This window comes from Paenirhizobium naphthalenivorans (assembly GCF_007992095.1).
Taxonomy (GTDB): Bacteria; Pseudomonadota; Alphaproteobacteria; order Rhizobiales; family Rhizobiaceae; genus Allorhizobium; species Allorhizobium naphthalenivorans.
The window spans coordinates 1-14,278 of the sequence record NZ_BJZP01000043.1; the positions used below are offsets into that span (position 1 = coordinate 1).

14 protein-coding genes are annotated in these 14,278 nt (G+C 60.1%); 6 read left to right on the top strand and 8 right to left on the bottom strand.

Features of this window, described 5'->3' with window-relative positions; translation table 11 throughout:
* Nucleotides 1-61 precede the first annotated feature (61 nt).
* From hupB to clpP, 4 genes are all read right to left on the bottom strand, one after another.
* Nucleotides 62-337: a DNA-binding protein HupB gene (gene hupB / locus RNA01_RS21945; protein WP_147182257.1), complete on the bottom strand. Its 276-nt coding sequence runs from the start codon at nt 335-337 to the stop codon at nt 62-64.
* 206 nt (nt 338-543) lie between these two features.
* Nucleotides 544-2,961 carry an endopeptidase La gene (lon, locus tag RNA01_RS21950; RefSeq protein ID WP_147182258.1) on the bottom strand — a complete coding sequence of 806 codons (2,418 nt, stop codon included), beginning with the start codon at nt 2,959-2,961 and terminating at the stop codon, nt 544-546.
* A 403-nt stretch (nt 2,962-3,364) separates the two neighbouring features.
* Nucleotides 3,365-4,642, bottom strand: a complete 1,278-nt coding sequence (clpX, locus tag RNA01_RS21955) for an ATP-dependent Clp protease ATP-binding subunit ClpX (protein WP_147182259.1) — start codon at nt 4,640-4,642, stop codon at nt 3,365-3,367.
* Between the two features lie 299 nt (nt 4,643-4,941).
* Nucleotides 4,942-5,574: an ATP-dependent Clp endopeptidase proteolytic subunit ClpP gene (gene clpP / locus RNA01_RS21960; RefSeq protein WP_147182260.1), complete on the bottom strand. Its 633-nt coding sequence runs from the start codon at nt 5,572-5,574 to the stop codon at nt 4,942-4,944.
* 344 nt (nt 5,575-5,918) lie between these two features.
* On the opposite strand from clpP, the gene RNA01_RS21965 reads away from it, so the two are divergent.
* Together RNA01_RS21965 and RNA01_RS21970 are read left to right on the top strand one after the other, a co-directional pair.
* Nucleotides 5,919-7,181 (top strand): GGDEF domain-containing protein, encoded by a 1,263-nt coding sequence (locus RNA01_RS21965; protein WP_147182261.1) that lies wholly within the window; start codon nt 5,919-5,921, stop codon nt 7,179-7,181.
* 41 nt (nt 7,182-7,222) lie between these two features.
* The gene (locus tag RNA01_RS21970) at nt 7,223-8,467 is read left to right on the top strand and encodes a cytochrome P450 (protein WP_147182262.1); all 1,245 of its coding nucleotides are present in this window, start codon (nt 7,223-7,225) and stop codon (nt 8,465-8,467) included.
* Nucleotides 8,468-8,545: 78 nt separating this feature from the next.
* Here RNA01_RS21970 and RNA01_RS21975 read toward each other — a convergent pair whose 3' ends face one another.
* Nucleotides 8,546-9,421 (bottom strand): LysR family transcriptional regulator, encoded by an 876-nt coding sequence (locus RNA01_RS21975; RefSeq protein WP_147182263.1) that lies wholly within the window; start codon nt 9,419-9,421, stop codon nt 8,546-8,548.
* Nucleotides 9,422-9,514: 93 nt separating this feature from the next.
* On the opposite strand from RNA01_RS21975, the gene RNA01_RS21980 reads away from it, so the two are divergent.
* Nucleotides 9,515-9,937, top strand: coding sequence for a CidA/LrgA family protein (locus tag RNA01_RS21980; protein WP_147182264.1), 423 nt, complete (start codon nt 9,515-9,517; stop codon nt 9,935-9,937).
* Nucleotides 9,924-10,622: an LrgB family protein gene (locus tag RNA01_RS21985; RefSeq protein WP_147182265.1), complete on the top strand. Its 699-nt coding sequence runs from the start codon at nt 9,924-9,926 to the stop codon at nt 10,620-10,622. The genes RNA01_RS21980 and RNA01_RS21985 overlap by 14 nt, the downstream gene beginning before the upstream one ends.
* Before the next feature lie 265 nt (nt 10,623-10,887).
* Here RNA01_RS21985 and RNA01_RS21990 read toward each other — a convergent pair whose 3' ends face one another.
* Together RNA01_RS21990 and RNA01_RS21995 are read right to left on the bottom strand one after the other, a co-directional pair.
* Complete coding sequence (locus tag RNA01_RS21990; protein ID WP_147182266.1) at nt 10,888-11,232, bottom strand: cupin domain-containing protein; 345 nt, start codon at nt 11,230-11,232, stop codon at nt 10,888-10,890.
* A gap of 53 nt (nt 11,233-11,285) precedes the next feature.
* Nucleotides 11,286-12,569: an O-acetylhomoserine aminocarboxypropyltransferase gene (locus tag RNA01_RS21995; protein WP_147182267.1), complete on the bottom strand. Its 1,284-nt coding sequence runs from the start codon at nt 12,567-12,569 to the stop codon at nt 11,286-11,288.
* Between the two features lie 166 nt (nt 12,570-12,735).
* Here RNA01_RS21995 and RNA01_RS22000 point away from each other — a divergent pair, with 166 nt between their 5' ends.
* Complete coding sequence (locus RNA01_RS22000; RefSeq protein ID WP_147182268.1) at nt 12,736-13,164, top strand: DUF6455 family protein; 429 nt, start codon at nt 12,736-12,738, stop codon at nt 13,162-13,164.
* Nucleotides 13,165-13,181: 17 nt separating this feature from the next.
* Here the strand turns inward: RNA01_RS22000 and RNA01_RS22005 are convergent, their stop codons facing one another.
* Nucleotides 13,182-13,616 (bottom strand): CoA-binding protein, encoded by a 435-nt coding sequence (locus tag RNA01_RS22005; RefSeq protein WP_147182269.1) that lies wholly within the window; start codon nt 13,614-13,616, stop codon nt 13,182-13,184.
* A gap of 131 nt (nt 13,617-13,747) precedes the next feature.
* Here RNA01_RS22005 and RNA01_RS22010 point away from each other — a divergent pair, with 131 nt between their 5' ends.
* The gene (locus tag RNA01_RS22010) at nt 13,748-14,098 is read left to right on the top strand and encodes a hypothetical protein (protein ID WP_147182270.1); all 351 of its coding nucleotides are present in this window, start codon (nt 13,748-13,750) and stop codon (nt 14,096-14,098) included.
* Nucleotides 14,099-14,278: the final 180 nt, after the last annotated feature.

Consider the following 14,278-nt stretch of genomic DNA (forward strand, 5'->3'; position numbering starts at 1 on the left):
CCCGGCATGGCCGGGCTCTTAAGCATTCTTGTCTTTCCGTCACACGGAGAGCTCCAGCTGATTAGCTGTTGACGGCGTCCTTCAGGCCCTTGCCGGCCGTGAACTTCGGAACGTTGCGAGCCGGGATGTCAACTTCAGCGCCGGTGGACGGGTTGCGGCCCTTGGAGGCTTCGCGGCGACCGACGGTGAAGGCACCGAAGCCAGCGAGGCGAATATCGCCGCCGTTCTTCAGCTCGGCCTGAACCGTTTCGAAAACGGCGTCAACGGCGGAGGCTGCATCGGCCTTGGTAAGGCCAGCCTTCTCGGCGACCGCGGATACGAGTTCGTTCTTGTTCATGTTTCCACCCTTTCTGATTGGTATGAAACGACTCAAATGGATAAGTCGGGCGGAGAATACGTAAGCATCTGCCCTAGGCAACTCAAAAGCACCGCAATGGCCCGCAAAACAAGCGTTTTCGGGGAGTTTGCACAAAAAAGGCTGGCGAATTTGCCAGCCTTTTTGTCGTCAGTGTTTCAATATGGCAAGACTGAGGCAAAAAGGCCTCAATGAGCGATCGCCGCGCCGGTCTCATCAACACCTTCTACGGTGCCGATGGCCGGCGTTTCGACCGTTCCGTCCCATTCAATCGGTTCAGGCACGCGAACCAGCGCATGCCGGATAACCTCACCCATGCGCGACACCGGAACGATCTCAAGGTTGTTCTTCACGTTGTCCGGAATGTCGGCCAGATCCTTGGCGTTCTCTTCCGGGATCAGAACTTTCTTGATGCCACCACGCAGTGCAGCAAGCAGCTTTTCCTTCAGGCCGCCAATCGGCAGGACGCGACCACGAAGCGTGATCTCGCCCGTCATTGCCACGTCCTTGTTGACCGGAATGCCGGTCATGATCGAGACGATGGCCGTTGCCATGGCAACGCCGGCCGACGGACCGTCCTTCGGGGTTGCCCCTTCCGGAACGTGCACATGGATGTCCGACTTGTCGAAGCGCGGCGGCTCGATGCCGAAATCAACGGCGCGCGAGCGGACATAGGATGCGGCAGCCGAGATCGACTCCTTCATCACGTCCCGCAGATTGCCGGTGACCGTCATGCGGCCCTTGCCCGGCATCATCACGCCTTCGATCGTCAGCAGTTCACCACCAACCTCGGTCCAGGCCAGACCTGTGACGATACCGACCTGATCCTCGCCCTCGGCCTCACCGTGACGGTAGCGCGGCACGCCGAGATAGTCAGAGATGTTCTGCGCAGTGACCGCGACCGATGTCACCTTGCCCTTGAGGATTTCGGTGACCGCCTTTCGAGCAAGCTTCATCAGTTCGCGCTCGAACGAGCGAACACCCGCCTCACGCGTGTACTGCTGGACGATCGCCTTGAGGGCGTCATCCGACACGGAGAATTCCTCCGGCCGAAGCGCGTGATCCTTGATCGCCTTCGGCAGCAAGTGCCGCTTGGCGATTTCGACCTTTTCCTCTTCGGTATAGCCGGCGATCCGGATGATCTCCATACGGTCCATCAGCGGGCCCGGAATGTTGAGCGTGTTCGCCGTGGTGATGAACATCACGTTCGACAGGTCGTACTCGACTTCCAGGTAATGGTCCATGAAGGTCGAGTTCTGTTCCGGATCCAGCACCTCGAGCAATGCCGACGACGGATCGCCGCGATAATCCTGGCCAAGCTTGTCGATCTCGTCGAGCAGGAACAGCGGGTTGCCCTTCTTCGCCTTCTTCATCGACTGGATGACCTTGCCGGGCATGGAGCCGATGTAAGTGCGACGGTGACCGCGGATCTCGGCCTCGTCACGCACGCCACCGAGCGCCATACGAATGTATTCGCGACCGGTCGCCTTGGCGATCGAGCGGGCGAGCGAAGTCTTGCCGACGCCCGGAGGGCCGACGAGGCACAGGATCGGCCCCTTGAGCTTGTTCGCACGCGACTGAACGGCGAGATACTCAACGATGCGCTCCTTGACCTTGTCGAGGCCAAAATGGTCCTCGTCGAGGATCTTCTCGGCGGCATTCAGATCAACCTTGACCTTGGATTTCTTGCCCCAGGGCAGGCCGAGCAGCCAGTCGAGATAGTTGCGCACGACAGTGGCTTCCGCCGACATCGGGCTCATATGACGGAGCTTCTTCAGCTCGGCATCGGCCTTTTCCTTCGCTTCCTTGGAAAGCTTGGTTTTGGCGATGCGCTCTTCCAGCTCGGCCATCTCGTCACGGCCGTCTTCGCCGTCGCCGAGCTCCTTCTGGATCGCCTTCATCTGCTCGTTCAGGTAATACTCGCGCTGTGTCTTCTCCATCTGGCGCTTGACGCGCGAGCGGATACGCTTCTCGACCTGAAGGACCGAGATCTCACCCTCCATGAAGCCGAGCGCCTTCTCCAGACGCGTCTTCACGCTCACCGTCTCAAGCATCTCCTGCTTTTCGGTGATCTTGATGGAAAGATGCGAGGCAACGGTATCCGCAAGCTTCGAATAGTCCTCGATCTGGCTGGCCGCGCCGACGACTTCCGGAGAGATCTTCTTGTTCAGCTTCACATAGTTCTCGAACTCCGAGACCACCGAGCGGCTGAGCGCCTCGACCTCGACCGGATCTTCCTCCGGTTCGGCAAGCACGCTGGCGCTTGCCTCATAGAATTCCTCGCGGCCCGTGTAGGCCTCGATCTTGGCGCGCGCGCGTCCTTCGATCAGCACCTTGACGGTCCCATCCGGCAGCTTCAACAGCTGAAGGACATTGGCAATCGTGCCGACTTCATAGATGGCGTCCGGTGCCGGGTCATCGTCGCCGGCATTGATCTGGGTCGCCAGCACGATCTGCTTGTCGGAGCCCATCACCTCTTCCAGAGCGCGGATAGACTTTTCGCGCCCGACGAACAGAGGCACGATCATGTGGGGGAAAACCACGATGTCGCGCAGGGGCAATACCGGATAGACATTGCCTTCGTTTGCTGCAGACGTTTTCGACATTCTCATTCCTTTCCGACGTTCCGGCCTGGGCCGGAACCTGGCGCCAGTCCCCGAAGGCAACTGGCACAACTCTTGCTGCTCAAACAAATGGAGTTCCGCGGCAGTGAATTCAAGCCTGACACATGGCGGCTATCCGCAAATATGACAGCTGCGTTACAGACGACGACACAACGCTACAAAACTAAGCTTGCGCGACCAGTGCGGATCTGAGCGTCTGACGCCCACCCCCGGAGACCCTGCATTTTCGCGGCGAAGCACTCAAGCCTTGTAGCTCAAGCGTGTGCCTCAGAAAACCATGGACCAACAAATTCTAAGGCTTGCCCGGCATTTTTGGCTGCGGTGCCGTATCTACGCAAAAAGCCCGCCGGTACGGCGGGCTTTTCCAAGCAAATCAAACCATTTGTCAGGCGGAGGCGTTGGCCTTCTCTTCCTGGCGATCAGCATAGATGTAAAGCGGCCGCGACGATTCGCGCACCACATCCTCCGAAATAACGACCTCGCGCACACCTTCCAGTTCCGGCAGTTCGAACATGGTGTCGAGCAGGATCTTTTCCATGATCGAGCGCAGGCCACGGGCACCGGTCTTGCGGGTGATTGCCTTGCGGGCAATCTCGCGCAGTGCGTCCTCGTGGAAGGTCAGCTCGACATCTTCCATCTCGAACAGACGTTGGTACTGCTTGACCAGCGCATTCTTCGGTTCGGACAGGATCTGGATCAGCGCATCCTCGTCAAGATCCTCAAGCGTCGCCAGGACCGGCAGACGACCGATGAATTCCGGAATAAGGCCGAACTTCACCAGATCTTCCGGCTCCAGTTCACGCAGCACTTCGCCGACACGACGATCGTCTTCCGCACGAACCTTGGCACCAAAGCCGATGGAGGTCTTTTCGCCACGGGCCGAGATGATCTTGTCGAGACCGGCAAAGGCGCCGCCGCAGATGAACAGGATGTTGGTCGTGTCGACCTGGAGGAATTCCTGCTGCGGGTGCTTGCGACCGCCCTGCGGCGGAACGGAAGCGACCGTGCCTTCCATGATCTTCAGAAGCGCCTGCTGAACACCCTCGCCCGACACGTCGCGGGTAATCGAGGGATTGTCCGACTTGCGGCTGATCTTGTCGACTTCGTCGATGTAGACGATGCCACGCTGCGCACGTTCGACGTTGTAGTCGGCGGCCTGGAGCAGCTTGAGGATGATGTTTTCAACGTCCTCACCGACATAACCCGCTTCAGTCAGCGTTGTCGCATCGGCCATGGTGAACGGCACATCGATGATGCGGGCGAGCGTCTGGGCGAGATAGGTCTTGCCGCAGCCGGTCGGGCCGACGAGCATGATGTTCGACTTCGCCAGCTCCACGTCGCCGCCCTTGGAGGCATGCGACAGGCGCTTGTAGTGATTGTGCACCGCGACCGAAAGAACCTTCTTCGCCTGCTTCTGGCCGATCACATATTCGTCGAGGATCTTGATGATGTCCTGGGGCGTCGGAACGCCGTCGCGGGACTTTACCATCGAAGACTTGTTCTCTTCGCGGATGATATCCATACACAATTCGACGCATTCATCACAGATGAACACCGTCGGTCCGGCAATCAGCTTGCGGACCTCATGCTGGCTCTTGCCGCAGAAGGAGCAATAAAGGGTATTCTTGGAGTCACCGCCGTTGCTTCCGCTGACCTTGCTCATGTCTTTATCCTTCCAGCACGCCGCTCCTCCGGCCAGCGGAGGGCGATCACTCTCACCGCCCGGCCCCGGCCATGCACGCACGCCCGGCGCCTTGTCCGACTTGGGGGTACTTACCGATCCATACAAACCAGTTTGCGGATCGGCGGCAACGAAAACCCCTTCAAATCGTCAGGCTAAGTCATAAAACCACAACATAGCCTTAATAGGTACTAATAGCGCTTTCCGCGCCGGTTGACACCCCTTGCACACTCACAACCGGTTCAATGCGACTGAACCACGCCGAACGTGCCGGGCGCACCTTATGCGGCGGGCACGCCTTCACTTTCCTGGCGCGAAGACAGCACCTTGTCGATCAGACCCCATTCCTGAGCCTCGCCGGCTTCCATGAAATGGTCGCGATCGAGCGTCTGTTCAACTTCCTCGAGACTGCGGCCCGTATGTTTGACATAGACCTCGTTCAGCCGGCGCTTCATCTTGATGATGTCGCGTGCGTGGCGCTCAATGTCAGATGCCTGCCCCTGGAAACCACCCGAGGGCTGATGAACCATGATGCGGGCGTTCGGCGTGGCGAAGCGCATGCCCTTCTCGCCGGCCGCCAGCAGCAGCGAACCCATCGACGCGGCCTGACCGACGCAAAGCGTCGACACGGCCGGACGGATGAATTGCATGGTGTCATAAATCGCCATGCCGGCGGTAACCACACCACCCGGCGAATTGATATAGAGGGCGATTTCCTTCTTCGGGTTCTCGGCTTCGAGGAACAGAAGCTGCGCGCAGACCAGCGACGCCATCGTATCTTCGACCGGACCGGTCAGGAAAATGATGCGTTCCTTCAGGAGCCGGGAAAAGATGTCATAGGAGCGCTCGCCGCGGTTTGTCTGCTCCACGACCATCGGCACCAGGGCCATGGCGGTATCAACTGGATTTCTCATGTCCGTCCTTTATCAGCCTTATCCCCAAACACTCGATGCGCGGCGGGAATCAAATAATACCTGTCAATCCCTACATAGAGTGTCAGCACCCAGACATTCAAGACTCGCGGCTCGGTTATCCTTAATTGCCCAGGCGTCGAATGAGAGCCTTAAACGCTTGTGGCTTGCCCGCCTATTCTACTGCGCATAGCCGCCACAGCTATTCCACGACCGATGGTAAACCAATTGCTAATAAATACGACCAAGCTTGTGTGAAACTGCGCATAGTCGCGACCAGGTAAGGACTCGTTAAGTCCTGTGCCCCATCTTGCGACACGTTCTCCGACCACGTGCAAGGCCGAACCGTGCTTGATATCAAGACCGCACTCCTCCTGTGGGCGATGGAAGCCGCGACGCTTGCCACCCTGCTGACGGCCATCTGGCTCCAAGATCGGACCCAACGGCATTTCGCAATGTGGGCGTTTGGTTTTCTTGCCCACGGCACCGGCGTTGCGCTCATCGGTTTGCGAGGTGAGGTCCCCGACTTTCTTTCCATTGAGTTTGCCAATGCCGTCGCGCTCTCGAGCTTCATTTTCTGGGCTGGCGGCTTGGTACATCCAGGGCGCGCGCCCTTCATGGCATGGGCTGCGATCCCGCTTCTGATTTGGATCGGGGGCATGCTCATACCGGGCATTCGCGATGAAATCGCTTACCGAATCGCGGTCTATTACTGCGCGTCGGCCTGTGGACAGATCTCGCTGGCGGCGGCCGCAGCTCACCATCAGTTTTCCAAACCGCGTTATAGGCGACAGCTTGCGGCCATATGCGCACTCCAGGCGGTCTTCAGCCTGCTGGTGGCATTCGCGAGCATTATCACCATGCCCTCGAGCATCCAGACTGCCCCCTATGCCGCGGCCGCGATCTGCATAAATCTGTTCAGCTCCCTAAGCGCTATCCTGATCGGCGCGCGGATCGTCATCGATCGTTCCGAGGAACGATTGCGGCAGCTGATCCGGACCGATCCGCTGACCGGCGCGCTCAACCGGCGTGGCCTACAGGAAGGTTTCGAACGACTGGCAGGGCCATCGGCCATCGGCGCACCATGCCTTGCCCTGCTGCTGTTCGACCTTGATCACTTCAAGCGAATCAATGACGCGCACGGCCACCAGGCCGGAGACACCGTGCTCCTGACCTTTGCCGAGCTCTGCCGGAACCTGATGCCAAAGGGCGGAATATTCGGCCGCACGGGCGGCGAGGAATTCATGGTCTTGGCGCGCGTCGGCGAGCTGAAGGATGCGGCGTTGCTCGCAGAAGCGATTCGCCAGTCGCTTGCCGCCAAGGCTATTGAAGCCGGCAACAAGGTTATCGGCGCGACCGTCAGCATCGGTATTGCCATAGCGCCGGCCAGAGACGCCAATCTCGACCAGTTAATGAGCAACGCTGACCGAGCCCTCTACAAGGCCAAGGCGCGCGGGCGCAACCGTACGACGGTGCTCAGCGGGGAAAGGGTCCTCACGGTCCCGGTCACAGGCCCGGAGGCGACCGATGAACAGACAGATCGCCAAGTGGCAGCGCTCAAGCGACTTATGGCGAAAGCCGTGCCGCAGACAGGTGTTGCCAAGCCGTAGATGGCCTTCCAGAACGGTTCTGGATTCGATAGAGCATCCCCATGACAATTCCTCCCTACCTCACCATCGACAAGGGCTTGCGCCACGTCAGCCTCGACGCCCGCGACCCTGCCTTTTACAACGACCCCAACCGTGCCTATGCCGCCCTGCACGCGCACTGCCCGACTTTCTACTGGGAAGAGCAGAGGCAATGGTTCCTTACCGGTTATGACCACGTCAACGCGCTCTTGCGCGACCGTCGCTTCGGCCGACAGATCCTGCATGTCGCGACGCGCGAGGAACTCGGCATGCCGGAACCTCACCCGCACACCCGACATTTCGACGCCGCCGAGGCGCATTCCCTGCTGGAGCTCGAGCCGCCGGATCACACGCGTCTGCGCACGCTCGTCAACCGCGCTTTCGTCTCCCGTCATGTCGAGAAGATGAAGCCCGAGATCGAGGAGCTGGCGAACCGGCTGATTGACGGCTTCGAGGCGGATCGCAAGGTTGAGCTTCTCTCCTCCTTTGCCGATATCATTCCGGTGACGATGATCGCGCGGATGATCGGCATTCCCGACGAAATGGGGCCGCAGCTGCTGAGATGGTCCCACGACTATGTCGGCATGTACATGTTCAAGCGAAGCCGGGTCGACGAGGAGGCCGCCGACCGCTCCGCCAAGGAATTTTCCGACTATGTGCGTGGCATGATCGCCGAGCGTCGCTCCAGTCCGCGTGACGACCTGCTCAGTCACATGATCCATACCGAACACAAGGGCCAATATCTCACCGAGGACGAGTTGATCTCGACGACCATCGTGCTGCTCAATGCCGGCCACGAGGCGACCGTCCACCAGATCGGCAATTCCGTCCGGATCATCCTGGAAAGCGGCCTGGATACTGGCGCAATGTTTGGAGACGAGCAGGCGACCGCACGGACCGTCGAGGAAACCCTGCGCATTTGCGCACCAGTGCATATCTTCGACCGCTATTGCCTAGAGCCTGCCGAGATTGACGGCGTCGCCTTCAAGCGCGGCGACAAGGTCGGCATGATCCTCGCGGCGGCGAACCTCGATCCGTCGAAATACCCCAACCCATTGACCTTCAAGCCGGAGCGGAACGAAGCGCCGAATCTCTCCTTCGGCGCCGGCATACACTTCTGCATCGGCGCGCCGCTCGCCCGGCTCGAGCTTAACATCGTCCTGCCGCTGCTGTTCCGGCGACTTCCAGGACTGAAGATCGCCCGAACGCCCGCGGTCAAGGATGTCTATCACTTCCATGGACTGGAGCGGCTCGACCTCGCCTGGTGAGGGCCTCTCCGCACAGGCCAAGGGTGGTAAAGTCACAAGCCTTTTCAATAGGCTGGCTGCGAAAGATGTGGATTTGATTCATCCCTGTTCTGCGGCAAGTTCCAGCCAGGCCTTGGCGGCGAAGGACAGATAGCCGCCGCGCCGCCATATCCAGGCCATGTGCCAGACCATGCCGGTGTCCGTCACCGGAATTTGGCGAACGCCGGGCCGTATGCGATGCTCGGCGATCCGCCTCGGAAGAAAACCAATCCCCACTCCAGCGCCCACCAGTTCGACAATGAAACTGATCTGGCTGCTGCGCGCCGTCACGGTCGGCTCAACGCCGACCGACCTGCACGCATCGAGAATGATCGGATTGAGGGCGAAACCTGCGTCGAACAACACGAAGGGGATGTCGGCGAGTTGCCGCAGGCTGACCGACGCACTGTCGGCAAGCGGGTGGTCATCGCGGATCAGCACATCGACCGGTTCGCTGGTAACGTCCTGCCAGTCGAACACCTCCGCGAAGGGCAGCAGCGAAGCGCCGAGCTCCACCTCACCCGACTGCACCATTTCCTCCAGGCGCCGGCTGCCATGCTCGACGAGCTTGATCTCTATGTCGGGATAGCGGCTGCGATAGATGGCAAACAGCGGCGCGAACAGAATGTCGCTGCCGATCGGCGGCATGCCGATGCGAAGCGCGCCGCGCTTCAGGCCCTTCATCTCCTCCAGTTCGGCAAGAAGGTCGGCGCGCTGCGCCAGCATGGTTTGCGCCCGGCCAAACACCACCTCGCCGGCATCGGTCAGCCGGATGCGCTGCGAGGAGCGGTCGATCAGTTCCAGCCCCAGTTCGACCTCAAGTTGGCGCACAGCCTTGCTGACTGCCGACTGGGTGATGAAGACCGTGTGCGCCGCCTGGGAGAAACCTCCCTGGCGGACCACTTCGACGAAGACTCTCAGCGTGCGCAACTCCATGGATATTCCATTAGAGAATAACCAAGATGAATTCAATTCACTTTGCTCATGGGAGGCACATCCCTATATTCGCCTTCAGCAAAGGAACTTGCCATGAGCACTCATCGCGCCGCCGTCATTCTTCGTCGCCACCTGCATTCGAGCCGCTTCGCGCAGATCGCCGCGCTGACGCTGTTCTGGATTGCCGGCGAAGGCGTGGTGCGTGCGCTTGCACTGCCGATTCCGGGTGGTGTTGCCGGCATGCTGATTGTTCTGGCATTGCTTGGGAGCGGAAAACTCCATCCGCTCAGCATGCGCAGGGGCTCCCAATGGTTCCTGGCGGAAATGCTGCTGTTCTTCGTCCCGGCCGTCCTCGCGGTCCTCGACCACCAGGAGTTGCTCGGCCTTCTCGGCCTGAAGGTTCTTGGCGTCATCCTGGCTGGCACGATTATCGTCATGGGTGCCACGGCACTTGCGGTCGACTTCGGCTACCGCCTGATGCTACGGTTGGAGGGAGGTTCTCATGCGCATGGTTGAACCGCTCTTGCTGATGGCCTTCTGGTCGGCACTGACAATCGGCTTCTACGCGTTCGCAAAGACAGTCTATCGTCGCTTTCCGACGCCAGTCACCTCGCCACTGCTGCTGACGCCGATCGCACTCATTTTCACGGCTCTGGCACTGCATGCTAGCTACGCGCAGTATATCCATGCCACCCACTGGCTTGTTCTCCTGCTTGGCCCGGCGACCGTTGCATTCGCCGTTCCGATATACGAAGAGCGCCGGACGATACGCCGCTACTGGCCGGTTCTTGCCTTCGGCGTTGTCGTGGGCAGTGTCACTGCCATGGCGTCGGCCTGGGCGCTCGCAAGCCTGCTCAGCCTCAATGGATCATTGCGGCTCAGCCTGCTACCCCGCTCGATCAGCACGCCGTTCGCCATGACAATCTCCGAGCACATCGGCGGCGTTCCAGACCTCACCGCAGTCTTCGTCGTCATCACCGGAGTTTCTGGCGCCGTTCTCGGTGAACTTTTGCTGAGGGTCCTGCCGCTGCGCTCAGCGCTCGCCCGCGGTGCGCTATTCGGTATGGGCGCCCATGGCGCAGGCGTTGCCAAGGCCCAGCAGATCGGCCGGGAGGAGGGCTCAATCGCCGGGCTGGTGATGGTCTTTGTCGGCCTTGTCAACGTCTTCGCCGCGCCGCTGCTGCAGGCAGTGCTGTCGTAACCCATGTCAGGACGCGCCTCGGCTCCGGGCGCTGAGAGCGCGAGGCAAGTGTTGCCACCGCCCTTTTGGCCACCTCGTAACTCCGGCGGCTCACGCACCTCGACCTCGTTTGAAAGCCTGAGCCTTTCCACAACGGCATGACGCCGCCAGTCGCCACGTGTTTTCCATCGGGTAGCCAGCCAGACCGGCCCCCTCCGGCAGCAAGGAACGTTCTTCGGTCGCAAGCGGAACACCCGGCGGCGAAGGCGCCTGCCGGCCAAACAGCCTAGAGCCGGATCACATAGTCCTTGCGAGTCGTTTCAACGACTTCCCAGGTTCCCTTGAAGCCCGGCCGCAGGATCAGTCGATCGCCGGCCTTCAGGTGAATCGGCTCTCCGCCGTCCTCTGTGACGATCGAATGGCCTTCCAGCATATGGAAGTACTCCCACTCATCGTAGGAGATCCGCCACTTGCCCGGCGTCGACTGCCAGATACCGGCATATATGCCGCCCGGCGCCTCCTCGAGATTCCAGGTAGTGAAGCGCGGATCGCCGGAGATCAGCCGATCGGCGGCCGGTGCCTCCTCCTCCGGCTCGACGGTTGCCGGATCGAGACTGCGAAAATTCGACATGTGAACTCCTTGGCGCCACTGCCATCGGCAATGGCGCCCGCACAACCTTGCGATCAGACCTTGGCGAGTGACTGCTCAAGATCGCCGATGATGTCTTCAGGGTCCTCGATGCCGATTGACAGGCGAACGACGTCGGGGCCGGCACCGGCCGCAATCTGCTGAGCCTCCGTCAGCTGGGCATGAGTGGTGGAGGCCGGGTGAATAACCAGCGAACGGGTATCGCCGATATTGGCCAGATGCGAGAAGAGCTGCAATCCTTCGACCAGCGCCTTTCCGGCCGCATACCCCCCTTTCACGCCAAAGGTGAAGACGGCACCTGCGCCCTTGGGCGAATAACGCTTCTGCAACGCGTGGTTCGGGTCACTGTCGAGGCCGGAATAGTTTACCCAGGCAACCTTCGGGTGCTGCTTCAGCCAGGTGGCCACCTTCAGCGCGTTGTCACAATGGCGCTGCATGCGAAGCGGCAGGGTCTCGATACCGGTTAGCAGCAGGAAGGCATTCATCGGCGCGATCGCCGGGCCGAGGTCGCGCAGGCCGAGAACGCGGCAGGCGATGGCGAAGGCGAAATTGCCGAAGGCTTGGTGCAGGACCAGGCCGGAGTATTCCGGCCGTGGCTCCGACAACATCGGGAACTTGTCGGACGCGGACCAGTCGAAGGTGCCACCGTCGACGATGATCCCGCCCATGGAATTACCGTGGCCGCCGAGAAATTTGGTGGCCGAATGAACGACGATATCCGCGCCATGTTCAAGCGGCCGGATCAGATAGGGGCTCGCCATGGTGTTGTCGACGATCAACGGCAGGCCATATTGCTTGGCGACGTCGGCAATCGCCGCGATGTCGACGAAGGTGCCGCCCGGATTGGCGAGGCTCTCGATAAAGATCGCCCGGGTTCGGTCATCGATCTGCTCGGCAAAGCTGAATGGATCGGCCGGATCGGCCCAGCGCACCTGCCAACCGAAGTTCTTGAAGGCATGGCCGAACTGATTGATCGAACCGCCATAGAGCTTCTTGGCCGCGACGAAGTTATCGCCCGGCTGCATCAGGGAATGGAAGACCAGCATCTGCGCGGCATGGCCGGAGGCGACGGCAAGCGCGGCCGTGCCGCCTTCAAGCGCGGCGACGCGCTCTTCCAGCACAGCCTGGGTCGGGTTCATTATGCGGGTATAGATATTGCCGAACTGCTTCAGACCGAACAGAGCGGCAGCGTGATCGGCGTCGTTAAAGACATAGGCCGTCGTCTGATAGATCGGCGTGACGCGCGCGCCCGTCGCGGGATCCGGCTGAGCGCCAGCGTGAACTGACAACGTGGCAAAACCCGGATTGTTCTTGGACATTTATCGCCTCCAATTAAATTTGTTGGGGCAATAATAGCGGCTTACGCGGCTATGTCAGCCGGTTTCTTGCGGCCGCCGAAAGACACCAGGAAACCTGATGTTGATCGAGATCAATGCAGCCTCGGCAGGTAGGGAACCATTATAAAAGCGACAACTGGAGGTTTTCATGCACACCGTCGCCCATGATTCGACACGCACTGTTCTTCTGCGCGTACTCGACTGGTTTTCCAAAGGCTGGGAAAGCAGCGCCGAGGCGGACATGATCGCTGCGCTTGATGAGGGCACGATCCGCAGCATCGCGCATGATTGCGGTATTTCGCCCGATCAGTTGATCGAACTGGCGAAGGCTGGGCCACATGCCGCCGATGAAATGATCCAGATGATGAAGACGCTTAATATCGATCCGGTCGAGGTCGAATTGCGGTTGCGCAACCAGTTCCGTGACATGCAGATCACCTGCGCGCATTGCGCCTCCAAGGGCGAATGTCGCAAGGATCTGGGCACGGGTGCGGCGGGCGAGGCCTTCGTGCACTACTGCGGCAACGCGGAAGAACTCAACGCGCTGCGCGCCAACCCTGATTTCCAGCTTGGCTGAAGCCCGCCTGAAGTCGGCTAAAGTCCGAGGCGCGGTATCTCGATTGCGGGGCAACGGTCCATGACGACGTTGATGCCAGCGGCCTCGGCCTGCTTGGCGGCGAAATCGTCGCGCACGGAGAGTTGCGACCAGATCGTCTTGGGGCGCGGCTCGAGCGCGATAGCTTCGTCGACAACTTCGTGAAGGTATTCAGACGCACGGAATACGTCGACCATATCGATCGGGTCGGGAATATCGCCCAAAGTAGCAAAGACGGTCTGACCGAGGATCTCCTTGCCCGCCTGCCCGGGATTGACCGGGATGACGTGATATCCCTTGGAGAGGAGGAAGCGCATGACGCCAAAACTCGGGCGTGCGGGATTCGGAGAGGCACCGACTACAGCAATCGTCTTCGCTTCCCGCAGGATGCCAGAGAGATAGGCGGGATCATAGTGATCGTGGTTCGTTGCCATCGGATGCCCCTCGTACTTTAGTTTTTACTTAGATAGTATATACTGCTGCGTCTTGATTATGTGGGACAAGCTTGCCCGACAACAAGCAGACAAGCCTTGAGGACCGCAATCTTTTCGAAGAGGGTACCATCATGAGAGCCTTGTTTCTTGCCATACCGATGCTGATCTTCGCCACATCGGTCCATGCCCTGCCAAAATACACATCCACCCGCATGACCTGCGACCGCGTTCAGGCGACTATTCGGCAACAGGGAAAGGTTATCCTGACCTATCCGTCGATCCGGCTGAGTGGCACCATGCTTTATGACACCTATGTCGCGAGCCAGCGCTTTTGCCGGGGTGGAGAAATAACCGCACGAATAAGCGTACCGGCGGCCGACAAACCACGTTGTCCAGTGCTACGCTGCCGGCCCGACGAGCACTTATCGAGGAGCAATGACCGCGAAAGCGAACGTAGCCCCAACGACCCCACGCATCGCTAGCCGTTAATTCGTGACGTTCGCGTAGACAGGATCACGACTGGGCCCGCGTCTTTCTCGCCTCCTCCAGCCGCCGTGGCGACCAGAGGGGAACCAGGGCGAAGAACTGACGCGCGGTCCTTCTCATCCTTATGCCACGCGCGCGGCAACGTTGGGATGAGCGATTGCCCGACACCATTCTCC

Bases quoted from the DNA above. Each gene is read 5' to 3' on its own strand.
- hupB (WP_147182257.1), bottom strand. From the start codon at position 337: ATGAACAAGAACGAACTCGTATCCGCGGTCGCCGAGAAGGCTGGCCTT.
- lon (WP_147182258.1), bottom strand. From the start codon at position 2,961: ATGTCGAAAACGTCTGCAGCAAACGAAGGCAATGTCTATCCGGTATTG.
- clpX (WP_147182259.1), bottom strand. From the start codon at position 4,642: ATGAGCAAGGTCAGCGGAAGCAACGGCGGTGACTCCAAGAATACCCTT.
- clpP (WP_147182260.1), bottom strand. From the start codon at position 5,574: ATGAGAAATCCAGTTGATACCGCCATGGCCCTGGTGCCGATGGTCGTG.
- RNA01_RS21970 (WP_147182262.1), top strand. From the start codon at position 7,223: ATGACAATTCCTCCCTACCTCACCATCGACAAGGGCTTGCGCCACGTC.
- RNA01_RS21975 (WP_147182263.1), bottom strand. From the start codon at position 9,421: ATGGAGTTGCGCACGCTGAGAGTCTTCGTCGAAGTGGTCCGCCAGGGA.
- RNA01_RS21980 (WP_147182264.1), top strand. From the start codon at position 9,515: ATGAGCACTCATCGCGCCGCCGTCATTCTTCGTCGCCACCTGCATTCG.
- RNA01_RS21985 (WP_147182265.1), top strand. From the start codon at position 9,924: ATGCGCATGGTTGAACCGCTCTTGCTGATGGCCTTCTGGTCGGCACTG.
- RNA01_RS21990 (WP_147182266.1), bottom strand. From the start codon at position 11,232: ATGTCGAATTTTCGCAGTCTCGATCCGGCAACCGTCGAGCCGGAGGAG.
- RNA01_RS21995 (WP_147182267.1), bottom strand. From the start codon at position 12,569: ATGTCCAAGAACAATCCGGGTTTTGCCACGTTGTCAGTTCACGCTGGC.
- RNA01_RS22000 (WP_147182268.1), top strand. From the start codon at position 12,736: ATGCACACCGTCGCCCATGATTCGACACGCACTGTTCTTCTGCGCGTA.
- RNA01_RS22005 (WP_147182269.1), bottom strand. From the start codon at position 13,616: ATGGCAACGAACCACGATCACTATGATCCCGCCTATCTCTCTGGCATC.
- RNA01_RS22010 (WP_147182270.1), top strand. From the start codon at position 13,748: ATGAGAGCCTTGTTTCTTGCCATACCGATGCTGATCTTCGCCACATCG.